The following is a 22,062-nucleotide window of genomic DNA, read 5'->3' on the forward strand; positions in this document are numbered from 1 at the left end:
CCATGCGCCGCCGAGCCGGCCTCGTACTCCTGGCCTTCGCCGTGTTCTTCGCCGCCCTGTCACCCCTGCTGCGCTGGTACGCCTTTCCGAGGCTGGCGAAGATCCCCCCGAGCCAGTACCAGGAGATGGTGCTGGAGGCGAAGCCCGCCACCCTCCTCGACTACAACGACGGCATGAAGGTCAAGCAGGTCCCCAAGGTCACCATCGTGCAGACCCTCAAGGGCAATGTGGAGGCGTCCGAGAAGATCGAGCGCAGCGCCGGCCGCGACGTCGTCGTCTGGGACGGCCTCAGCTACGTCGTCGACCCGAACGGCAAGATGGTCTCGGAGATCCCGGAGCGCTACATCTTCGACGCGCACAGCCAGGCCCCCGTCCACGCCACCGGCGAGATGGTCGACGGCGACCCGGTCGAGCGCCAGGGCATCGAGTTCAAGTGGCCCTTCCTCACCCAGAAGCGCGACTACGAGTACTTCGACGCCCAGAGCCGCACCACCTCGCCCATCCACTACAAGGGCACCCGGAAGTTCCGCGGCATGGACGTCTACTACTTCGAGCAGACCATCCCGTGGACCGAGGTCCCGATGCCGAAGAAGATGCCGATCAAGGGCGTCACCGCCGAGCAGGTCGCCAAGACGGGCATGACCCGCTGGTACACCACCAAGCGGATGTTCTGGGTCGACCCGGTCACCGGCGCGCCCGTCAACGGCGAGGAGATCCACAAGGAGGAGCTCCGCAACGCGAAGGCGATGGGCATGCCCCAGGACACGGTCACCGCGTTCGCCGGGCACGTGAAGATGCGCGAGGACTACATCGATTACACCGTCGCCCTGGTGAAGTCCCAGCGGGTGCTGATCCTGCTGCTCACCTCGTACCTGCCGTGGGGCTTCCTGGTGCTCGCCGCCGGGCTGCTCACGCTCGCGCTGTGGCTGGAGGCGCGGTCCCGGCGGCCGGGCGGCCGGCAGCCGGAGCCGGCCGCCGCACCCGCGCCGGATCCGGCGCCTACTCCCGCCTGAGCCGTGCCGACGTGTACCGGGTCGCCTCCACCGTCGTCGGGTCCTCCGGCCACGGATGCTTCGGGTAGCGGCCGCGCAGCTCCGCCCGCACCGCCCGGTATCCGTCCCGCCAGAACGACGCCAGATCCGCGGTGACCGCCGCCGGGCGGCCCGCGGGGGAGAGCAGATGGACGAGGACGGGCACCCCGGCCACCTTCGGTGTCTCGGTGAGACCGAACAGCTCCTGGAGCTTCACCGCAAGTACGGGCTGTTCGCCGCCGTACTCCACCCGGATCCGCGACCCGCTCGGCACCTCGATGCGCTCCGGTGCCAGCTCGTCCAGCCGGGCCGCCTCGCCGGTCGCCCACGGCAGGAGCCGCCGCAGCGCCTGCCCGGCGTCGATCCTCGCCAGGTCGGAGCGGCGGCGGGCCCGGGACAGTTCGGGCTCCAGCCACTCCTCGGTACGGGCCAGCAGCGCACCGTCCGACACATTCGGCCACGGGGTGCCCAGCTCCCGGTGCAGAAAGGCGAGCCGCTCGCGCAGCTGCCCGGTCTCCCGGCTCCAGCGCAGCAGCCCGAGCCCCTCGCGCCCGAGCCCGTCCACCAGCGCCGCCCGCACCAGCTCGGGCCTCGGCTGCTTCAGCGCGCGCACCGACAGTTCGACGGCGCCCAGCCGTTCCACCGAGCGCGCCACCACATCGCCGTCCACCCAGCGGACCTCTTCGCCGGAGAACCGCAGATGACCGGCGGCCAGCCGCGCCGTGTCCTCGTCGATGACGGCGGCGAGCCGCACCCGGGCGGAGGCCGCGTGCGCCGGCCGGTCCGCGACCGCGACGGCCAGCCACGGCGCACTGCGCAGCCGGGACCCGTCCCGCAGCTCCGCGCCGGTTCCCGACGCCATCAGGAAGGCCCCTTCGCCGCGGGCCCGCGCCACCCGCTCCGGAAACGCCAGCGCCGCCACCAGGCCGACGGCCGCATCGTCCGAACCACCCCGGCCGGATCCCTCGCCGCTGCTCCCGATGGACGACGACAGCCGCCGTACCTCCTGCCGCCAGCGCGCGGCATAGCCGTCCCCGCCCCGTCGTGCGGTACGCAGTGCGGCCGCCAGATCGTCCCCGTACTCCCGCGGCGGCTCCTCGCTCAGCAGCGCCACCACCTCGGCCACCCGGCGGCTGCCGACCTCGGCCGCACCGTCCAGGAGCGCCCGCGCGAGCCGCGGATGCAGACCCAGCCGGGACATCCGTACGCCCCGGTCGGTCACCCGGCCGTCCGCGTCCACCGCGCCGACCGCCGTCAGCGTCTCGCGGGCCGCGCCCATCGCTCCGGCCGGCGGCGGATCCAGGAGCGCCAGACCCGACGCGTCCGGATCGCCCCAGCACGCCGCCTGCAGCGCGAACGCCGCCAGATCGGCCACCTTGATCTCCGGCGACGGGAATCGCGCCAGCCGCCCGTCCTCTCCCTGCTCCCAGCACCGGTACACCGCGCCCGGTGCCTCACGCCCCGCCCGGCCCGCCCGCTGCCTCCCCGCCGCCTGCGAGGCCCGTACCGTCGTCAGCGCGCTCAGCCCGCGCGCATGATCGGTACGAGGCTCCCTGGCCAGGCCCGAATCGACGACGATCCGCACCCCCGGCACCGTCAGCGACGACTCGGCGACGGAGGTCGCGAGCACCACCCGGCGGCCTTCCGACGAACCCGCCAGCACGGCGTCCTGCACCGCCGCCGGAGCCCGCCCGTGCACCTGCAGGACCTCTGCGGGCACCCCCGCCAGCTGTCCCGCGACGCGGCCGATCTCACCGACGCCCGGCAGGAAACACAGCACATCGCCGTCCCGCTCGGCGAGCGCCCGGCGCACCACCGAGGCGACATGCGTCAGCAGCGCCGGGTCGACCCGCATCCCGTGCGGCGGCCTGACCGGCCTCACCGGCGGGGCCCACACCACCTCCACCGGGTGCGACACGCCCTGCGCCTCGACCACCGGTGCGTCACCGAGCAGCCGGGCCCAGCCCTGCGCGTCCGTCGTCGCCGACGCGGCGACCAGCCGCAGATCGGGCCGGATCGTCTCCCGTACATCGAGGAGGAACGCGGCGACCGTGTCCGCGTCCAGATGCCGTTCGTGGCACTCGTCGATGATCACCGCATCGACCCCGGCGAGCTCCTGGTCGCGCTGGAGCCGTTGCAGGAGCACGCCGGTGGTCACGACCTCCACCACCGTGTCGCGCCCCACGACACGCTCCCCGCGGACGGTGAACCCGACGCGCCGCCCGGTCTGCTCGCCGAGGAGCCACGCCATCCGCCGCGCCGCCGCCCGGGCAGCGATCCGGCGCGGCTCGGCGACCACCACACGGCGCGCGGGCCCGCCGCCGACCAGGCCCGCGAGGACCAGCGGGACCAGCGTCGTCTTGCCGGTGCCGGGCGGTGCGCAGAGCACCGCGACACCCCGGTCGTCGAGCGCCTGCCGGAGCGCGGGGACGGCGGTACGGACGGGCAGCCGGTCGAGGGCGTCGGTACGGATCACGCCCCCAGTCTCGTACGACCGGCGCCCGGTACCGCACGGCGGGCGCTCGGTCCCGCAGTACCCGGTCGGCGCACGGTCCCGTACGCCGTGCGGCAGGAATGCTCAGTCGCGTACGCAGACGAAGATTGCCGTGCCCGGGATCAGGTTTCCGCGCAGCGGGGACCAGCCGCCCCACTCCTGGTCGTTCCAGGCCGGCCACTCCGGCTCCACCAGGTCGACCAGCCGGAACCCGCCGGCCACCACGTCCCGCACCCGGTCGCCCACCGTCCGGTGGTGCTCGACGTACACGGCGTTGCCCTGCTCGTCCTGCTCGATGTACGGAGTGCGGTCGAAGTACGAGGCGGCGACCGACAGGCCCTCGGGGCCCGGCTCGTCGGGGAACGCCCAGCGGATCGGGTGCGTCACCGAGAAGACCCAGCGGCCCCCCGGGCGCAGCACCCGGTGCACCTCGCGGAAGACCTGGACCGGGTCGGCGACGAACGGCACCGCACCGTAGGCGGAGCAGGCCAGGTCGAAGGAGCCGTCCCGGAACGGCAGCACCCCGGCATCCGCCTCCACGAGCGGCACCCCGCCGCCGATCCGCAGCGCGTGCTGGAGCTGGCGGTGGGAGAGGTCGAGGGCGACGGGGCGGGCGCCGCGGGCCGCCAGCCAGCGCGAGCACTGCGCCGCGCCCGCGCCGATCTCCAGGACGGCCAGGCCGCTCAGCGACTCGGCGGGTCCGAGCAGACCGGCGTCGGCCTCGTCGAGACCCTCCGGACCCCAGACGAAACGGTCGTCGCCGAGGAAGGCGCCGTGGTCGCTCTGGTACTCGTCGGCGTGCCGGTCCCACCAGCCGCGACTGGCCCGGCTGCTCTCCGCTTTCCCGGCGCTGCGGCGTGTCGCTTCGGGTTCGGCGGTGTAGATCTCTTGGCTCATCGTGTCCGTCGTTGTAGTTTGCCTTCACCCCGTTGCACGCGGTACGTACCTTGGGGGTACTTGTGAGTACGGAACCGTACTCACGCAACACGGCCGGGGCCGATGTGGCCTCGGAGAACAAGAATTGTGTCGGGTTTGGGCCTTTGTGCCCCGGGTGTGCGCCTTCGCGCATTGACCCTGCCCGGCTGCCCCCGTATGCTACAAGTTGCGCTGCGAGCCTGCGCGCCTCAGACCTAGCAGGCCGCGCTTGCGTCTGTTGTATGTCCCCTCGGTTCACGAGGCGCCTCCCGCTCGCGGGTCGGGCGCTTCCCAGGCTGTCCGGCTTCTGCAGAGGCGATACGGGCTCACGGCGTAGCAGTACCTACGACTCACTGTCCGTACCGGAGCCCTTTCCCACATGACGAGCAGCACCGAGACCACCGCCACCACTCCGCAGGTTGCGGTCAACGACATCGGCGACGCGGACGCGTTCCTCGCGGCGATCGACGAGACGATCAAGTACTTCAACGACGGCGACATCGTTGACGGTGTCATCGTCAAGGTTGACCGGGACGAGGTTCTCCTCGACATCGGTTACAAGACCGAAGGCGTCATCCCGAGCCGCGAGCTCTCGATCAAGCACGACGTCGACCCGAACGAGGTCGTCAAGGTCGGCGACGAGATCGAGGCCCTGGTTCTCCAGAAGGAGGACAAGGAAGGCCGCCTGATCCTCTCGAAGAAGCGCGCTCAGTACGAGCGTGCCTGGGGCACCATCGAGAAGATCAAGGAAGAAGACGGCATCGTCACCGGTACCGTCATCGAGGTCGTCAAGGGTGGTCTCATCCTCGACATCGGCCTCCGCGGCTTCCTCCCGGCGTCGCTCGTCGAGATGCGTCGTGTCCGCGACCTTCAGCCCTACGTGGGCAAGGAGCTCGAGGCCAAGATCATCGAGCTGGACAAGAACCGCAACAACGTGGTCCTGTCCCGCCGTGCCTGGCTCGAGCAGACCCAGAGCGAGGTCCGTCAGACCTTCCTCACGACCCTGCAGAAGGGCCAGGTCCGCTCCGGCGTCGTCTCCTCGATCGTCAACTTCGGTGCGTTCGTGGACCTCGGTGGCGTCGACGGTCTCGTGCACGTCTCCGAGCTCTCCTGGAAGCACATCGACCACCCCTCCGAGGTTGTCGAGGTCGGCCAGGAAGTCACCGTCGAGGTTCTCGACGTAGACATGGACCGCGAGCGCGTCTCGCTGTCGCTCAAGGCGACGCAGGAAGACCCGTGGCAGCAGTTCGCCCGTACGCACCAGATCGGGCAGGTCGTTCCCGGTAAGGTCACGAAGCTCGTTCCGTTCGGTGCGTTCGTGCGCGTCGACGAGGGCATCGAGGGTCTGGTCCACATCTCCGAGCTGGCCGAGCGCCACGTGGAGATCCCGGAGCAGGTCGTCCAGGTCAACGACGAGATCTTCGTCAAGGTCATCGACATCGACCTCGAGCGTCGTCGCATCAGCCTCTCGCTGAAGCAGGCCAACGAGTCCTTCGGTGCCGACCCGGCGTCGGTCGAGTTCGACCCGACCCTGTACGGCATGGCCGCGTCCTACGACGACCAGGGCAACTACATCTACCCCGAGGGCTTCGACCCCGAGACCAACGACTGGCTCGAGGGCTACGAGACCCAGCGCGAGGCGTGGGAGACGCAGTACGCCGAGGCGCAGCAGCGCTTCGAGCAGCACCAGGCCCAGGTCATCAAGTCCCGCGAGGCCGACGAGGCCGCTGCGGCCGAGGGCGCTGCTGCCCCGGCCGGCGGTACCCCGGCTGCCTCCGGTGGCACCGGTGGCGGCGGCTCGTACTCCTCGGAGTCCGCGGACAACGCCGGCGCCCTGGCGTCGGACGAGGCCCTGGCTGCCCTGCGCGAGAAGCTGGCGGGCGGCCAGAGCTGACGCTCTGACCCTCCGGTCGGTCATCGACTGCAGTAGCTGACAAGTGAGGCCCGCTCCCTTCGGGGAGCGGGCCTCACTCGTTTTCGCGGCCGGGGTTACGGCGTGACCGTGATGTTGGTCAGGCCGTTGCCGCCGGTGACCGTGTTGCTGCTGTAGACGGTGGTCGGGCAGCTCGTGCTGTAGTTGGTGACGTTGAAGGCGATCCGCTTGTCGCCCGTGGAGCCGGACAGGTCCGAGGCGTTGTCGCGGAACACGGTGCCGCAGCCCCAGCCGCTCTGCTGGGTGTGGGTCTCGTAGCCGTTGTCGGTCGTACGGGAGCCCGTGTTGCCCTCGACCAGGACGTCATTGCCCTTCACGTCGACCCAGGAGTCGTCGTAGTTGGCGCCGGTCAGCCCGCTGCCGTCGAAGGTGTTGCCGATGATCTTCGCTCCGGTGGTGCCTTCCTTGATGTCGACGTTCTCCCCGCCGACGCCCGGCCCGATCGTGTTGTTCAGGATCTGCACCTGGTCGCTCCGGTCCGTGAGATCACCGGCCGTGCCGACGTAGACGCCCTCGCCCATGCCGCGGCCGTCGTGCCCGGTGTCGTAGATCCGCGAGTTCCTGATGACGCCGTTCGTGCTGGACTTGCGGAAGTGCACGCCCTCCATGTCCAGGTCGTGCACGGTCACCGAGTCGATGACGACGCCGTTGGCGGCGTCGGCCATGATGCCTTTCTGGCCGCCGGTGACGGTGACGCCCTGGACGGTCCAGTAGGAGGCACCGTTGAGGTGGAGCCCGTAGCCGCCGCCTGCGGTGAGGACCGCCCCGGCCGAGCCGGTGAGGGTGATCCGGGCGGAGGCGGTGCCGGGGACGGTCGCCTTGAAGTTCCCGGTGTACGTGCCGTCGGCGAGCCGGATCGTGTCGCCGGGGACCGCTGCGGCCAGGGCCGTCCTGAGCTGGGCGGCGGTGCTCACGTCGATGACCGTGGCGGCGCCGGCGGCGGTGGCGGAGGCGAGAGTCAGGCCTCCGGCGGCGAGCGCCGTGGCCAGCAGGGCGGGGAACAGCGTGCGGGTACGCATGGGGGTGCCTTCCCGTCGAAGGAGTGCGAGCCGTTCTTCTACATGAATATGGGGCGTATCTCTGAACGTGCTGCCCAGCGACGGTAGGGATGGGGCGTGCCCCTGTCAAGGTCTGGACCATTGTTCGCCGACTACCGCCGCGCGGTGAACAGAGAGAAACGTGCGGGATACACGAGTAACTGACGGGCCGTAACACGCGCTTGTCAGGATCCCGGCAACGTCAAGATCTGAACGGGAGCCGGGACATGACGCACACTTCGAACAACTCGCCCGTGGCGACGGGCGCGAGCCGCCGCAGCTTTCTGCGCCAGGTCGGGATCACCGGTGGGGCGGGCGCGATGTTCGCGACCATGGGGGCCCTCGGCCTCGCCCCCACTGCCCAGGCCGCACAACGTGAACCCGCCTTCCACGCCCCGAGCAAGGGCGACTTCACGCTGAAGGGGAAGGGGGCGGCCAAGGTCGTCGTCGTCGGCGGTGGCATCGCCGGACTCGCCGCCGCATACGAGCTGGGCAAGGCCGGCTACGACTGCACGGTCCTGGAGGCGCGGAGCCGTACCGGCGGGCGCAACTTCACCGTGCGCGGCGGCGATTCCACCACCGACATCTATGGCAACCGGCAGACCGCCCGCTTCAGCGACGGGCAGTACATGAACGCGGGACCCGCCCGGATTCCGCAATGGATGGTCACCCTCGACTACTGTCGCGAACTCGGCGTCCCCATCGAGGTGTTCACCAATGTGAACGCCAACGCCTATATCTTCAACGAGAAGGCCGGCATGAAGGCGCCGGTCCGCTACCGCACCGCCAAGGCCGATGTGTACGGCTATGTGGCCGAACTCCTCGCCAAGGCCACCGACAAGGGCGCCCTCGACCGGCAGATCAGCGTGGACGACCAGGAGCGACTCCTGGAATTCCTCAAGGACTTCGGAGACATCGGCGACACGCTCGACTACACCGGCAGCGCCCGGCGCGGATACCGCGTGGACCCCGCTGCCGCCGGAACCCCCGGCGAGGAACTCGGCTCCGTACCGTCCGCCTCCGAGGTCTTCGCGAGCGGCGTCGGACGCTACTTCTCCTTCGAGTTCGAGTACGACCAGGCCATGCTGATGTTCCAGCCGGTCGGCGGCATGGACCGGATACCCGCAGCCCTCACCCGGGCGATAGGTGAGCGCAGGATCCGCACCGGAGCCGCCGTCAGCAAAATCACCGACACGGCTCACGGCGTCACCGTCACGTACACCCAGGGCGGACACACCCGCACCATCGACGCGGACTACTGCATCGCCGCCCTGCCGCCCAACATCCTCGCCAAGACCGCCCACAACCTCGGCCCCGCCGTACAGACCGCGCTGGAGGCCTGCAAGCCGTCCTCGGCCGGCAAGATCGGCCTGGAGTACCGCAGCCGCTGGTGGGAGACCGACCACCGGATCTACGGCGGCATCACCGAGACCGACATGGACCTGTCGCACATCTGGTACCCGTCGTACGGTCACAACGGCGCGCGCGGCACTCTCATCGGGTACTACAACTACGGTGCGCAGGCCGACGCGTACGCCGCACTCACCCCCAGCGAGCGGGAGGCGCGTGCCGTCGCCCAGGGCGTGAAGATCCACGGCGAGAAGTACCGCACGGAACTTGCCTCGTCCTTCTCCCACCACTGGCGTCAGACCCCCCACCTGGAGGCCGCCTGGCACTCGCTGGCCGGTGGCCCCGACGCCCCCGTCTTCGCGCCGCTCAACCAGGCCGCCGGACGCGTCTACTTCGCCGGTGACTACCTGAGCTACGCCGATGCCTGGCAGCACGGTGCCTTCAGTTCCGCACGGAAGGCGGTCACCGCACTGCACACGCGCGTCCTGGCGTAAACACCCTGTGAAAGGGCACGTGCAGGGAATGCCCGTGCCCTTTCGGACGTTCTTCCCTAGGAACACGAGGAGGAGCGGTAACCGTGCCTGATCCGCAGAGTTTGTACGAATGGGAGCCGAAGGGCCTGGCCGTCGTTGACATGGCGCTCGCCCAGGAGTCGGCCGGCCTGGTCATGCTCTACCACTTCGAGGGATACATCGACGCGGGTGAGACGGGCGAGCAGATCGTGGACGGCCTGCTCGAATCGCTGCCGCACCAGGTCGTGGCCCGCTTCGACCACGACAGGCTCGTCGACTACCGCGCACGGCGCCCGCTGCTGACGTTCAAGCGCGACCGCTGGTCGGGGTACGAGACCCCGACGCTGGACGTCCGGGTGGTCCAGGACGCCACCGGGGCGCCCTTCCTGCTGCTGTCCGGGCCCGAGCCGGACGTGGAGTGGGAGAGGTTCGCCGCAGCCGTCGAGCAGATCGTCGAGCGGCTGGGCGTCCGCCTCTCCGTCAACTTCCACGGCATCCCGATGGGCGTCCCGCACACCCGCCCGGTCGGTATCACCCCGCACGGCAACCGCACGGACCTGATGCCGGGCCACCGCAGCCCGTTCGACGAGGCGCAGGTCCCCGGCTCCGCCGAGGCCCTGGTGGAGTACCGGCTGATGCAGGCCGGACACGACGTCCTCGGTGTCGCCACCCACGTGCCGCACTACGTCGCCCGCTCCGCCTACCCGGACGCCGCGCTCACCGCGCTGGAGGCGATCACGGCTGCGACCGGACTGGTCCTGCCGAGCATCGCCCACTCGCTGCGCACGGAGGCGCACCGCACACAGACCGAGATCGACCGCCAGATCGACCAGGGCGACGAGGAGCTCGTCTCGCTCGTCGAAGGGCTCGAGCACCAGTACGACGCGATCGCGGGCTCCGAGACGCGCGGCAACCTGGTCGCGGAATCGGTCGACCTGCCGTCCGCCGACGAGATCGGCCTCGAATTCGAGCGGTTCCTCGCCGAGCGGGAGGGCGACGCCTGACGGATCGGCGCGGGCGATGCCGTGACCTGGCGGGCGGGTGCGCCGTGACCGGGCCATGACCGGCCGGGGGCCGCACATTAGGCTGCCGACCATGCTGAAAGTGGGCCTGACCGGTGGTATCGGCGCCGGCAAGAGCGAAGTGTCACGGCTGCTGGTCTCGTACGGGGCCGTGCTGATCGACGCCGACAGGATCGCGCGCGAGGTCGTCGAGCCCGGGACCCCCGGACTCGCGGCCGTCGTCGACGCGTTCGGCGAAGGCATCCTCACCGCCGACGGCACCCTGGACCGGCCGAAGCTCGGCTCGATCGTCTTCTCCGACGCGGACCGGCTCGCCACCCTCAATGCGATCGTCCACCCGCTGGTCGGTGCACGCTCCGCCGAGCTGGAGCGTGCCGCAGGCCCCGACTCCGTCGTCGTCCATGACGTCCCCCTCCTCACCGAGAACGGCCTCGCCCCCCTCTACGACCTGGTCGTGGTCGTGGACGCCACCCCGGAGACCCAGCTCGACCGGCTCGTACGGCTGCGCGGAATGACGGAGTCCGAGGCCCGCGCCCGGATGGCAGCGCAGGCCACCCGCGAGCAGCGCCGCGCCGTCGCCGATCTGATCATCGACAACGACGGGCCGCTCGAGGCGCTGGAGCCGCAGGTCCGCAAGGTCTGGGCGGAGCTGACCCGGCGGGCGGCGGCCGGCTGATCACCGGACCGGAATACCGGTACCCGGCCGGACGTTGGAAAGCCGGAAGCGAAGGGAAGGATGCGAGCGTGCCCGAGAGGACCCCGGAAACCCATGTCATCGACTTCCGCGCGGCCGAACGCCTGCTGGCCGCGCGTGATCCACGGGGTGCGGTCAAGCTCCTGGACTCGGTGATCGCAGCCCATCCGGAGAACACGGCCGCCCGTCTGCTGCGAGCCCGCGCCTTCTTCGCCGCCGCCCAACTGCGCCCCGCCGAGCTCGAATTCGAACTCGTTCTGGAGCGCGAACCGGACAACGCGTTCGCGCACTTCGCGCTGGCCCGAACCTTTCAGCGCTCCGGCCGCTCGGAAGCAGCCGTGCGCCACTTCCGGCTGGCCGCCGCCCTCGACCCGAACCCGGAGTACCTGCGGGCGGCCCGCTTCGACGCGGGCGCCTGACGGCCTCGGCCCGTCGCGCGAAGCTGCGCCGGAACCGATGCGTACACGCGCTTCAGTGTCCGTACCGGCGGCGTCCGCCGTGGTCCGGCTCGTACGGGGGGATGTTGCGGCCCGGCTGGTAGTGCGGGCCCTGGTGGATGTGGTGGATGATCACCGCAAGATCCACCAGCGTCAGCAGGAGCAGCAGTCCGCAGGCCACGGCCCAGCCCGGACGGTCGACCAGGGAGAAGGCCGTCAGGCCGAAAAGGGCCCAGGCCATGCCCCATAGACTCAGGCACAGCCGCAGTCGCAGGGGGCTGCGTGCAGTCATCGGTTCGTTACCGGTACGCATGGCGATCGCCTCTCCTACCAGGATGGACCCACGACTGCGGTTTTGAGGCACGTCGAGACAGATTGTGGGGGACCGTCCGTGAACGGCACACCATGGCGGAACAGCGCCGCCCGCAGGGCCCGGGTCCGCGGGTCGCTGCTGGGCGGTGCGATCGGGGACGCACTGGGCAACCCGGTGGAGTTCCTCTCGCTCGCCGGCATCCGCAGGGCTTACGGAGAAGACGGCGTCCGGGGACTCGTCGCGGACGCGGACGGGGCCGTCGGCCGGATCACCGACGACACGCAGATGACGCTGTTCACCGCCGAAGGGCTGATCAGGGCGCACTCCCGGGCGATGTCGAAGGGCATCGGCGGCGCCGAGACCGCCCTCGTGCGCAACGCCTATCTGCGCTGGCTCGACACCCAGAACCACCCCGCACCACCGGCCCGCGGCGGGGACGACCCCGTGCGGACCGGGTGGCTGCGGCAGCAGCGTTTCCTGTACGCGCGCCGTGCCCCCGGCAACGCCTGCCTGACCGGGCTCGCCGCCGAGCACATCCCCGACCCGGCGGGTCCGCTCGGCCGCCCCGGGCCGGTCAACACCGGGTCCAAGGGATGCGGCACGGTGATGCGGTCCGCGCCCTTCGGCCTGATCGGTGAGGGAGCGGAGACCGGCTTCGGGCTGGCGTACCGGTGCGCGCAGATCACTCACGGGCATCTGACCGGTGCGTACGCGGCCGGTGCGTTTGCCGCGATCATCGCCCATCTGATGGAGGGCGACTCGATGGCGGGTGCCGTGCTCCGGGCCATGGAGCTGCTGGCCCGCCACCCGGGACACGAGGAGACGACGGTGGCGCTGCGCGCGGCCGTCGACCTGGCCGCGCAGGGCGCGCCGACCGCCGAGAAGGTGGAGTCACTGGGCGCGGGCTGGGTGGCCGAGGAGGCCCTCGCCATTGCCGTGTACTGCGCCCTGGTACTGCCGGACGCCGACCAGGTCGCTCGGGCGCTGCTGCTCTCGGTCAACCACTCGGGCGACAGCGACTCCACCGGTTCGGTCTGCGGAAATCTGCTCGGCGCCCGCCACACGGACGTGCAACTCCCGCCGTCCTGGCTGGTGCTGACGGAGGGGCGGGGAGTGATCGCCGAGTTGGCCGACGATCTGTGTCTGGAGTTCGAGCAGGCGGTGGGGTGGCCGCGGGAGCGCTATCCGGTGTGCTGACGGGACTTCCCCCCCGCCCCCACCCGGACCGGGAACGGTGCCCAACGGCCGTTCGTTCGGATGTACATGAGCGGATCACTGGTGCGTGAGGGATATTCGGGGACGGGGCCCGGCTCGATCACACCGGACGGCTGCGCGGTCGAGCTGTACGCGCGGCTGTCCGTCGGGGCCGAACCGGACGTGATCGAGGCGGCGGTACCCGCCGGTGCGAGCATTCTGGAGCTCGGCTGCGGGGCGGGCCGGGTGACCCATCCGCTGGTCGCACGCGGCTTCGAGGTCACGGCCGTGGACGAGTCGGCGCAGATGCTGGAACACATTCAGGGCGCGCGCACGGTGCGGAGCCCCATCGAGTCGCTCGAGCTCGGCGACGAGACGTTCGACGTGGTCATGCTGGCGTCGTTCCTGGTGCACACGAGCGAGCACCGGGTGCGCGACGCCATGCTGCGGACCTGCCGGAGATACGTCAGGGACGGCGGCGTCGTACTCCTTCAGCGCGAGGGCGCCGACTACCACACCGATCTGCCGCGGGAGCGGGTCGATCCGGCTGGATACACCGTGCGGATCGTCTCGGCGGTCCCCGTCGGCGACGGGGTGAACTCGGTGCACGCGGAGTACATCTTCGACGATGCGCGATGGACCCAGACCTTCCTGTCGCGGGAGCTGACGAAGGAACAGTTCGAGGGACACCTGGAGGCGGCGGGACTCTCCGTCGACCGCTATCTGACGGAGGACGGGGTGTGGGTAAGTGCCGTGCCCAGGTAGTCGCCGGGGCGACGGGAACCGAGAGGATCGGCCGTCCGGGATGCGATGAGTTCCGGACCGCTGCGGGGTCTTTCCTTGCGTACGCAGCACCGCGCGACGCTTCCCGAGGAGACCCAGATGTCCGAGACCACGACGAACACCAGCACCACCACCGGGACGACCGCGACCGCGGCACGCAGCCGGGGTGCGGTCGCGCTCACCGTCGCACGGGTCGTGCTCGCCCTGTTCTTCGCCTTCAGCGCGTTCGCCAAGCTGATCGCCCATGAGTCCGCGATCGAGTCCTTCGACCGGATGGGCTGGAGCCATGGTGCGATGTACCTCATCGGAGCCCTGGAGATGGCGGGCGCCGTCGCCCTGCTGGTGCCCCTGCTGTCCGGGGTGGCGGCGATCGCCTTCGTCGGGCTGCTGGCCGGAGCGTCCGTCGTCCAGCTCACGCTGCTCGACCCGGTGAACGCGATCATGCCGGCGCTGCTCATCGTGCTGGTCGTCCTGATCGCCCGGGACCGGCAGGAGAGCACGGCACGGCTGATCGCGCTCGTGCGTCGGCGCGCTTAGGGACATCGGCGGGGCGTGGGCCCCGCGCCCCTCAGTGGACCGTGCTGAAGCTGCGCCAGGGGAGAGCGCTCGGCGGATTGACGTCGGCGAGCGTCGTGGCGACATACGTCGTCCCCGGACCCGTGCAGTTGGGCGTGCGGTACAGGATGATGTCGATCAGGGTCCCGTTCAGCACTTCTTTGGCGCCCGCCGGAGCGAGCCGGTGGCAGCCCTTCACGGAGGGGCTGTTCAGCATGATCACGGCGTCCCGCTCGGTGACGTAGGTGACCGGCCCGACCGCGGTGCGGCCGAGGCCGGAGCAGCCCGCGACGGTGAGGGTCAGGAGCGCGGTCCCGGCGGCGATGCCGAAACGGCGGCGTCGGTGATCGATCACGGGCATGGGCGGGTCCTCGTCTGTGTCGTCCGGCTCATCTGTACCGCTAGTCACGCTGCCCGCTCGCGGCCGCCCCGGCATCCGGTGCGCGGCCTGCCGGGTGACCGTGGATCGGACCCATGTTCGCCTGGTGTTCATATGGGGCATAACGTGGTAATAGCGGCAAGAGTCGCATGTGTCCGGCTGGCAGGGGGCCGTCATGGTCCAAGAACTGATGGTCGCCGTAGTGGCGGTGGCGTCCGTGGGGGCGGTCTATGTGGTCGCGGCTGCGAAGGTCGTCAAGCAGTACGAACGGGGCGTCGTGCTGAGGCTGGGCAGGCTGCGCAACGATGTGCGCGGACCCGGATTCACCATGGTGCTTCCCGGTATCGAGCGGCTGCACAAGGTCAACATGCAGATCGTGACGATGCCGGTGCCCGCACAGGACGGCATCACGCGGGACAACGTGACGGTGCGGGTGGACGCGGTCATCTACTTCAAGGTGGTCGACGCGGCCAGCGCGGTCGTGGAGGTCGAGGACTACCGGTTCGCGGTGTCGCAGATGGCGCAGACATCCTTGCGCTCGATCATCGGCAAGAGCGACCTGGACGATCTGCTGTCCAACCGGGAGAAGCTGAACCAGGGGCTGGAGCTCATGATCGACAGTCCGGCCGTGGGGTGGGGCGTCCAGATCGACCGGGTGGAGATCAAGGACGTATCGCTGCCGGAGACGATGAAACGCTCCATGGCGCGGCAGGCCGAGGCCGACCGGGAGCGGCGCGCGCGTGTCATCAACGCGGACGCGGAGCTCCAGGCATCGAAGAAGCTGGCCGAGGCGGCGAAGGAGATGTCCTCCCAACCGGCCGCGCTCCAGCTACGACTGCTGCAGACCGTGGTCGCGGTCGCCGCGGAGAAGAACTCCACGCTGGTGCTGCCGTTCCCGGTGGAGCTGCTCCGCTTCCTGGAGCGGGCCCAGCAGCCCGTATCGACGCAGCAGCAAGCGCAGCTCCAGCCACAGCCTCAGCAACAACAGCCCGAGCAACAACCGTCGCAGCAGCCACAGCAGCCGCCGCCTGTGACGCCTGCGCCCGCCGCCGCACCCACCCCCTCCGGGCCCGCGCGGGTCACTCGCTCCAAGCCGCTGGCCAGGCACTGACCTACGCGAATACCGGTGTGAGACCGGTTGTCACACCCCCCGCCTAGACTCGCAGAGACGGAGAGATCGAGAGGATCGGGCGATCAAGGGCGGGACGGGAGGGGAGCGATGACCTCGGCACCACACGTACAGCAACAGACGCAGGACGCGGCAACTGTCGGCCTCCTGCGTTGTGCTGCCGTCTTCCTGCCCGCCCCACTGCCGAGAGAGGGACGCGTCGCCTTCTGGGACCCGGACGGCGGACCGCTACCGGCGATCGGCGGCGCCCACGAACAGACTGCGGCCGAGACCGCCGAGATCACGGTGGTACGACGCCACGGAGAGCAGGACGACGTCCGCCGCCGGACGGTACCCGCCGTGCTGCTGCCCGTCGCCGATGCCGTGCCCCTGCTGGCCCGCGCCCGGCATCAGCAGTCCGCCCACCCGGCCGCGCGCTGCTGGGGCGCGGCCGCGCTCCATGCGCTCAACCTGGTGGCGCGCGGCAGGCTGGTCCCCGGCCTGACGGCCCACGACCACGACGCCTGGCGGGCCGGACCGCGCGACGCCGAGGACATCGCCCATCTGCGGGCGGTCGCCGCCGCCATGCCGCCCGAGGCCTACGCCGTCCCGCTTCCTGACCGCACACCGCTCCGGCTCCCCGACCCCGAGTCGCTGCTCGGCGCCTTCCTCGACGCGGTCGCCGACACCCTGCCCCGGACGCCCGCTGCGGCGTACGCGACGGGTGCCCCCTTCGCGGCCCGCGAGGCCCAGCATCTGCCCCGGGCCCGAGACTGGGCCGTCGAGGTCGCGGCCGGTCTGGACGCGGGGGTACGGGTGTCGCTCCGCCTCGACCTGTCGGCGTACGAGCTCTTCGACACGGCCGACACCTACGGCAACCCCGACGCCGAGGACGCGGCCGACGGAACCGCTGCCGGTGCCGACGGGCCCGAGGCCTCCGGTAGCTCCGCGGAGGTCCACCCGGGCGCCGCCCGGCACGCCGCCGCGGCGATCACGCAGGTGCACAGCCTGGCCGACCCGACGTACGTCATCGACGCCGCCGCACTGTGGAACGGCGGCGGAGGCGAGCCGTTCGGTCCCCGGGCCAGGATCGACGCCGTGCTCGCGCTGCGCCGTGCCGCCCGCGTCTGGGCGCCGTTGGAACGGCTGCTGGACCAGCCGGTCCCCGATGTGCTCGCCCTGACCGAGGACGAGCTGTACGAGCTGCTGAGCGACGCCGGGGCGCGGCTGGCGCAGGCCGGGGTGAGCGCCCACTGGCCGCGTGAGCTCGTGCGTTCGCTGACCGCCGCCGCCGTGGTCCGGCCCGCACCCGGCTCGGCCACCGACGGCACCTCGTTCTTCGACGCCGAGCAGCTCTTCGCCTTCAACTGGCAGTTGTCCCTCGGCGACGAACAGCTCACCGAGCGGGAGATGGACATCCTGGCGGAGGCCCACCGGCCGGTGGTGCGCCTGCGGGACCAGTGGGTCGTCGTCGACCCCGCGCTCGTACGCAAGGCGCGCAAGCGGGAGCTCGGGCTGCTCGATCCGGTGGACGCCCTCGCCGTCGCGCTGACCGGCAGCGCGGAGGTGGACGGCGAGCAGGTCGAGGCGGTGCCGGCCGGTGCCCTCGCCGAACTCCGTACCCGCATCCTCGCCGACGACACGGCCGTCGCACCGCCGCCCGGGCTCGACGCCACGCTCCGCGACTACCAACTGCGCGGCCTGGCCTGGCTGGACCGCATGACATCGCTGGGCCTCGGCGGCTGCCTCGCCGACGACATGGGACTCGGCAAGACCATCACCGTCATCGCCCTCCATCTGCACCGCGCGCACCCCGCACCCACCCTGGTGATCTGCCCCGCCTCCCTCCTCGGCAACTGGCACCGCGAGATCAACCGCTTCGCCCCCGGTGTCCCCGTGCGCCGCTTCCACGGCACCGGCCGCACGCTCGACGACCCCGACGGCGGCTTCGTCCTCACCACGTACGGCACGATGCGCTCCAGCGCGACCCAACTCGCCGCCCACAGCTGGGGACTTGTCGTGGCCGACGAGGCGCAGCATGTGAAGAACCCGCACTCCTCCACGGCGAAGGCGCTGCGCACCATCCCGGCACCGGCCAGGATCGCCCTCACCGGCACCCCCGTGGAGAACAACCTCTCCGAGCTCTGGGCCCTGCTCGACTGGACCACCCCCGGACTGCTCGGCCCGCTCAAGGCGTTCCGTGCCCGGCACGCCCGGATCGTCGAGAACACCGGCACCGCGGCAGGACTCGGTAACGACGACGCGGTCGAGCGCCTTTCCCGGCTGGTCAGGCCGTTCCTGCTGCGCCGCAAGAAGTCCGACCCGGGCATCGCCCCGGAGCTGCCGCCCAAGACGGAGACCGACCACCCCGTCTTCCTCACCCGCGAACAGGCCACGCTCTACGAGGCGGCGGTGCGCGAGACCATGGCGTTCATCGAAGCCTCGGAGGGCATCGCCCGCCGCGGCCTGATCATGAAGCTGCTGGCCTCGCTCAAGCAGATCTGCAACCACCCGGCGCAGTATCTGAAGGAGGAACCGACCCGCCTCATCGGCCGCTCCGGCAAGCTCGCCCTGCTCGACGAGCTGCTCGACACGATCCTCGCCGAGGACGGTTCCGTGCTGATCTTCACCCAGTACGTGACGATGGCCCGGATCCTCTCCGCGCACCTCGCCTCGCGCGCCGTCCCCTCCCAGCTCCTGCACGGCGGAACACCGGTGGCCGAGCGGGAACGGATGGTGGACCGCTTCCAGTCCGGCGAAGTACCCGTCTTCCTGCTCTCCCTCAAGGCGGCCGGCACCGGGCTGAACCTCACCCGCGCCGCCCATGTCATCCACTACGACCGCTGGTGGAACCCGGCCGTCGAGGAACAGGCCACGGACCGTGCGTACCGCATCGGGCAGACACAGCCCGTCCAGGTTCACCGGCTGATCGCGGAAGGCACCGTCGAGGACCGGATCGGCGAGATGCTGGCGGCCAAGCAGGCCCTGGCCGACGCGGTCCTCGGCACCGGAGAGACCGCGCTGACCGAGCTCAGCGACCGCGACCTCGCCGATCTCGTCGCGCTCCGGAGGCCGTCATGAGCCCCCGCTCCCAGCCCTCGTCCCCGTCGCAGGTCAGGGCCCGCCCCGGCCCCGACGACCTGCGGCGCACCTTCGAGGCGGTTCCGCCCCGCACGTCCCACGGCGACGAACCGTTCGCGGACACCTGGTGGGGGCGGTCCTGGGTGGCGGCGCTGGAGTCCCTGTCGATGGACGAGGGCCGGCTCGCCCGCGGCCGTACCTACGCCGACAGCGGTCATGTCGCCGCGATCACCGTCACCCCCGGCCGCGTCGTCGCCTACGTCCAGGGCAGCCGCCCCCGTCCGTACCGCGCCGAGCTGCGGCTGCGCCCCCTCACAGACACCGGCTGGGACACCTTCCTCGACGCCGTCGCCGCCCGGCCCGACCATCTCGCCGCGCTGCTCGCCAAGGAGATGCCGCACACCCTCGTCGACACGGCGGCCGAGGCGGGCACCGGACTGCTGCCCGCCGCGAACGACCTCGACCCGAGCTGCTCCTGCCCCGACCACGGCTGGCCCTGCAAGCACGTCGCCGCCCTCTGCTACCAGATGGCCCGCCTGCTGGACACCGACCCGTTCGTCCTCCTGCTGCTGCGCGGCCGCGGCGAGCGCGAACTCGTCGAGGAGCTGGGCCGGCGCAGCGCGGCGCACGGTGCCCGGGAACGCCCCACGGCCCCCACCACCCCCTCCGTGCCGGCGCGCGAGGCCCTGGTCGGCCGCTTCCTCCCGCCGCTGCCCGCCCCGCTCCCGGTACCGTCGCAGCCCGGCCAGCCACCCTCGTACCCGCCGCTGCCCGGCGCCCGCGACCCGCTCTCCCTCGACCACCTCGCCACGGACGCGGCCGCCCGCGCGCACGCCCTCCTCACCACCGGCCAGGACCCCCTCTGCGGGCTCACGCCCTGGCAGGACGCCGTCCGGCTGGCCGCGGCCCGACCCACCGCCGGACTCACCGCCACCACCCGCGCCCTCTACCGGGAACTGGCTTTCGCCACCGGCCGTACCACCACCGACCTGGCACGCGCCGTCGCAGCTTGGCGCCAGGGCGGCGCCGAGGGCCTGGAGGTCCTGGAAATACCCTGGGACCCCCCGGCCGGCCCCTTCGACCGGGCCCGCCCCGCCCTCGCGGCCGCCGACTTCCCCCGCTTCCACCCCTGGCGCAACCACCTCACGCACCCCGCCGGAACAATTCAGCTCCGCTTCGGCCACGACGGCCGCTGGTACGGCTATGAATCGGACCCGGGCAAGGACGACTGGTGGCCCCGTGCCATGCCGGACGTGGACCCGGTGGGCACTCTCACGGCGCTGCTCGGCCGCTGACCACCGGCGCCCCCTGGCCCCGGCAGCCGGCGTTCAGGTGGGCGGCGGCCCGTGGGGCCGGCTCGGGTCCCGTCAGAAGTCGGCGGTCGTGCGCTCTTCCAGCCGGGCCACCGAGTCCTGGGCGTAGGCGTTCTCGTACGCGTTGCGGATCCGCTCGATCTGCTGGTCGCGAAGGCGTGCCTCGGTCGCCGGGTAGAGCAGGATCAGTTCGTAACTGCGCTCCCGCTCGATCACCCCGTGGGAGTCCCGCCACTGACCGCGGCCGTCCTGGATGGTCAGGCCCCTGGGGAAGCGCGGGGTGATCTCCTCGTCGACGAAGGCCAGGAACTGCTGATCGGTCACATCGGGTCCGCCGTCGGGGCGTTCCGTACCGAAGAAGAGCCTGGTCTCGATGTAGGCCTTGCCGCGGGCGGCGACACCCGATGGAGCGGACCGCGAGGCGGCGGGCGATCCGTTGCCCAGTGTGGCGTAGGCGACGGGTGTGCCCACGGCCAGCACGGCGAGGGCGGTGGCCGCCGCGGTCAGCGCGGTGTGTTGCTTCAAGCCGCGTCGGCTGTCACCGGCGTCAGTGCTGTCGTTGCTGTGGCGGCCGGTCGAGTGGGGGAGGAGCGGCACCGGAGGGGCCTTTCGGAGGGGGTGGGCGCGAACTGCGCGCGGCTCACTGTGGCAAGCGGCCCCCGCCCGGAGAGCGGCAGGACATGGGCATCGGGTGGAAACCACCCGTACCGGTGAAGGCAGCTGCGCGGGAGGCGGAGTACGGCCGCAAAAACCCTTCGTACGGGGCGGATTGCCGGTGCTAACTTCCTCGATGTGGCGAAACTCAATCAGATCATCGCAGTGGAGAAAGGTGTCAAGTCCAAGGCTCACCAGGACCTGACGGCGGCGCATCACGGCCTCCAGAAGGCCGGGCTGCTGGCCGGGATCTCCCGGACCTATCAGCCGAAGGACGAGGAGGGTGAACAGCTTCCGCCGGAGTCGACACTGGTGCAGATCAAGGCCGAGGACGTGCTGCGGGACACCGCGGCGACGCTGACCCGGCTCTTCGATGTGACCGCCACGAAGGACTGGGCGAACTGTGCGGCCCGCGCCGACGTGAAGGTCGACGGCCGGGTGCTCGTCGCCGATGTGCCGGTGTCGTATCTGCTCTTCCTGGAGAAGCAGCTGACGGACATCAACACGTTTGTGCGCAAGCTGCCGGTGCTCGACGCCGCCGAGGCGTGGACGCAGGACCCGTCGACGGACTCATGGAAGACCGAGCCGGTCCGGACGCTCCGTACGAAGAAGGTGCCCCGCAACCATGTGAAGGCGGAGGCCACCGAGAAGCACCCGGCGCAGGTCGAGGTGTACTACGAGGACGTTCCGATCGGTTACTGGACGACCGTGAAGTTCTCCGGGGCTCTTCCGGCGCGGCGCATCAATGAACTCCTGGACCGGGTGGAGAAGCTCCAGCAGGCCGTGAAGTTCGCCCGCGAGGAGGCCAACGGCGTGGAGGTCACCGACCAGCGGGTGGGTGACGCGGTATTCGGCTACCTCTTCGGGTAGCCGACCATGGATTCCCCGGCCACATTGTCACGGCCGGGGTGCGCGAGGAGCGCAAGCTGAAACTGAAGCTTGTCGTGACGACGCGGTTCCAGTGGAGGTTCGAGTCCTCCCCCCGGCATTCGGGCCGCACCGATTCGGTCGGTGCGACCACACGGGCCGGGGTGGCCCAAATGGCAGAGGCAGACCGCGATCAATCTCAGACTCTTGCTCCAGACTCAGCATTCGCCGCCGATCGCCGGATCAAACGGGCTCGGGCCCATGCGCGTCGAGATGTTGGTTCGACTCCAACCCGCGGAGCTTCGATCTGCGGTCGTCTAAAGGAAGGACGCGGCGACATTACGACTGACCCGGGCTCTTAAAAGTGCCGGCGTGCCGAATGGGCGGCAT

At 70.8% G+C, this 22,062-nt stretch carries 19 protein-coding genes and 1 pseudogene; 14 read left to right on the top strand and 6 right to left on the bottom strand.

Features of this window, described 5'->3' with window-relative positions; translation table 11 throughout:
* The first annotated feature begins 2 nt into the window (after nucleotides 1-2).
* A complete protein-coding gene (locus OHA03_RS23230) occupies nucleotides 3-1,013 on the top strand; it encodes a DUF3068 domain-containing protein (RefSeq protein WP_267005721.1) in 1,011 nt (336 codons plus the stop codon).
* Here OHA03_RS23230 and hrpB read toward each other — a convergent pair.
* Both hrpB and OHA03_RS23240 read right to left on the bottom strand, forming a co-directional pair.
* Nucleotides 1,000-3,507 (bottom strand): ATP-dependent helicase HrpB, encoded by a 2,508-nt coding sequence (gene hrpB, locus OHA03_RS23235; RefSeq protein ID WP_267005722.1) that lies wholly within the window; start codon nucleotides 3,505-3,507, stop codon nucleotides 1,000-1,002. The two genes, OHA03_RS23230 and hrpB, sit on opposite strands and share 14 nt — an antisense overlap.
* Nucleotides 3,508-3,609: 102 nt before the next feature.
* Complete coding sequence (locus tag OHA03_RS23240) at nucleotides 3,610-4,422, bottom strand: class I SAM-dependent methyltransferase (RefSeq protein ID WP_267005723.1); 813 nt, start codon at nucleotides 4,420-4,422, stop codon at nucleotides 3,610-3,612.
* Nucleotides 4,423-4,819: 397 nt separating this feature from the next.
* Between OHA03_RS23240 and rpsA the strand changes: the two genes are divergently transcribed.
* Nucleotides 4,820-6,334 (top strand): 30S ribosomal protein S1, encoded by a 1,515-nt coding sequence (rpsA, locus tag OHA03_RS23245; protein ID WP_267005724.1) that lies wholly within the window; start codon nucleotides 4,820-4,822, stop codon nucleotides 6,332-6,334.
* A gap of 95 nt (nucleotides 6,335-6,429) precedes the next feature.
* On the opposite strand, the gene OHA03_RS23250 is transcribed toward rpsA, so the two are convergent.
* Complete coding sequence (locus OHA03_RS23250; RefSeq protein WP_267005725.1) at nucleotides 6,430-7,392, bottom strand: right-handed parallel beta-helix repeat-containing protein; 963 nt, start codon at nucleotides 7,390-7,392, stop codon at nucleotides 6,430-6,432.
* Nucleotides 7,393-7,730: 338 nt separating this feature from the next.
* On the opposite strand from OHA03_RS23250, the gene OHA03_RS23255 reads away from it, so the two are divergent.
* The 4 genes from OHA03_RS23255 (at nucleotide 7,731) to OHA03_RS23270 (ending at nucleotide 11,407) form a co-directional block, all read left to right on the top strand.
* Nucleotides 7,731-9,254 carry an FAD-dependent oxidoreductase gene (locus OHA03_RS23255; RefSeq protein WP_267008133.1) on the top strand — a complete coding sequence of 508 codons (1,524 nt, stop codon included), beginning with the start codon at nucleotides 7,731-7,733 and terminating at the stop codon, nucleotides 9,252-9,254.
* A gap of 83 nt (nucleotides 9,255-9,337) precedes the next feature.
* Nucleotides 9,338-10,276, top strand: a complete 939-nt coding sequence (locus OHA03_RS23260) for a PAC2 family protein (protein ID WP_267005726.1) — start codon at nucleotides 9,338-9,340, stop codon at nucleotides 10,274-10,276.
* A gap of 91 nt (nucleotides 10,277-10,367) precedes the next feature.
* Nucleotides 10,368-10,970, top strand: coding sequence for a dephospho-CoA kinase (gene coaE, locus OHA03_RS23265; RefSeq protein ID WP_267005727.1), 603 nt, complete (start codon nucleotides 10,368-10,370; stop codon nucleotides 10,968-10,970).
* A 68-nt stretch (nucleotides 10,971-11,038) separates the two neighbouring features.
* Nucleotides 11,039-11,407, top strand: a complete 369-nt coding sequence (locus OHA03_RS23270) for a tetratricopeptide repeat protein (RefSeq protein WP_267005728.1) — start codon at nucleotides 11,039-11,041, stop codon at nucleotides 11,405-11,407.
* A 52-nt stretch (nucleotides 11,408-11,459) separates the two neighbouring features.
* Here OHA03_RS23270 and OHA03_RS23275 read toward each other — a convergent pair whose 3' ends face one another.
* Entirely contained in the window at nucleotides 11,460-11,738 is a 279-nt protein-coding gene (locus tag OHA03_RS23275) for a DUF6343 family protein (protein ID WP_267005729.1), read from the bottom strand.
* Between the two features lie 78 nt (nucleotides 11,739-11,816).
* Between OHA03_RS23275 and OHA03_RS23280 the strand changes: the two genes are divergently transcribed.
* The 3 genes from OHA03_RS23280 (at nucleotide 11,817) to OHA03_RS23290 (ending at nucleotide 14,252) form a co-directional block, all read left to right on the top strand.
* Nucleotides 11,817-12,935, top strand: a complete 1,119-nt coding sequence (locus OHA03_RS23280) for an ADP-ribosylglycohydrolase family protein (protein WP_267005730.1) — start codon at nucleotides 11,817-11,819, stop codon at nucleotides 12,933-12,935.
* A 66-nt stretch (nucleotides 12,936-13,001) separates the two neighbouring features.
* Nucleotides 13,002-13,697: a bifunctional 2-polyprenyl-6-hydroxyphenol methylase/3-demethylubiquinol 3-O-methyltransferase UbiG gene (locus OHA03_RS23285; RefSeq protein WP_267005731.1), complete on the top strand. Its 696-nt coding sequence runs from the start codon at nucleotides 13,002-13,004 to the stop codon at nucleotides 13,695-13,697.
* 117 nt (nucleotides 13,698-13,814) lie between these two features.
* Nucleotides 13,815-14,252, top strand: a complete 438-nt coding sequence (locus OHA03_RS23290) for a DoxX family protein (RefSeq protein WP_267005732.1) — start codon at nucleotides 13,815-13,817, stop codon at nucleotides 14,250-14,252.
* A 31-nt stretch (nucleotides 14,253-14,283) separates the two neighbouring features.
* Here OHA03_RS23290 and OHA03_RS23295 read toward each other — a convergent pair whose 3' ends face one another.
* Nucleotides 14,284-14,631: a hypothetical protein gene (locus tag OHA03_RS23295; protein ID WP_267005733.1), complete on the bottom strand. Its 348-nt coding sequence runs from the start codon at nucleotides 14,629-14,631 to the stop codon at nucleotides 14,284-14,286.
* A 193-nt stretch (nucleotides 14,632-14,824) separates the two neighbouring features.
* Between OHA03_RS23295 and OHA03_RS23300 the strand changes: the two genes are divergently transcribed.
* From OHA03_RS23300 to OHA03_RS23310, 3 genes are all read left to right on the top strand, one after another.
* Nucleotides 14,825-15,760 carry a slipin family protein gene (locus tag OHA03_RS23300; RefSeq protein WP_267005734.1) on the top strand — a complete coding sequence of 312 codons (936 nt, stop codon included), beginning with the start codon at nucleotides 14,825-14,827 and terminating at the stop codon, nucleotides 15,758-15,760.
* 108 nt (nucleotides 15,761-15,868) lie between these two features.
* Nucleotides 15,869-18,838 (top strand): DEAD/DEAH box helicase, encoded by a 2,970-nt coding sequence (locus tag OHA03_RS23305; RefSeq protein ID WP_267005735.1) that lies wholly within the window; start codon nucleotides 15,869-15,871, stop codon nucleotides 18,836-18,838.
* Nucleotides 18,835-20,133 carry an SWIM zinc finger family protein gene (locus OHA03_RS23310; protein WP_267005736.1) on the top strand — a complete coding sequence of 433 codons (1,299 nt, stop codon included), beginning with the start codon at nucleotides 18,835-18,837 and terminating at the stop codon, nucleotides 20,131-20,133. The genes OHA03_RS23305 and OHA03_RS23310 overlap by 4 nt, the downstream gene beginning before the upstream one ends.
* Before the next feature lie 72 nt (nucleotides 20,134-20,205).
* Here the strand turns inward: OHA03_RS23310 and OHA03_RS23315 are convergent, their stop codons facing one another.
* A complete protein-coding gene (locus OHA03_RS23315; protein ID WP_267005737.1) occupies nucleotides 20,206-20,676 on the bottom strand; it encodes a DUF3574 domain-containing protein in 471 nt (156 codons plus the stop codon).
* A 267-nt stretch (nucleotides 20,677-20,943) separates the two neighbouring features.
* Between OHA03_RS23315 and OHA03_RS23320 the strand changes: the two genes are divergently transcribed.
* Both OHA03_RS23320 and OHA03_RS23325 read left to right on the top strand, forming a co-directional pair.
* Complete coding sequence (locus OHA03_RS23320) at nucleotides 20,944-21,675, top strand: hypothetical protein (protein WP_267005738.1); 732 nt, start codon at nucleotides 20,944-20,946, stop codon at nucleotides 21,673-21,675.
* A gap of 32 nt (nucleotides 21,676-21,707) precedes the next feature.
* Nucleotides 21,708-21,793: pseudogene (locus tag OHA03_RS23325) on the top strand.
* The last annotated feature ends 269 nt before the right edge of the window (nucleotides 21,794-22,062 follow it).

The sequence above is a fragment of the Streptomyces sp. NBC_00154 genome, from assembly GCF_026342835.1.
In the GTDB taxonomy this organism is placed as follows: domain Bacteria; phylum Actinomycetota; class Actinomycetes; order Streptomycetales; family Streptomycetaceae; genus Streptomyces.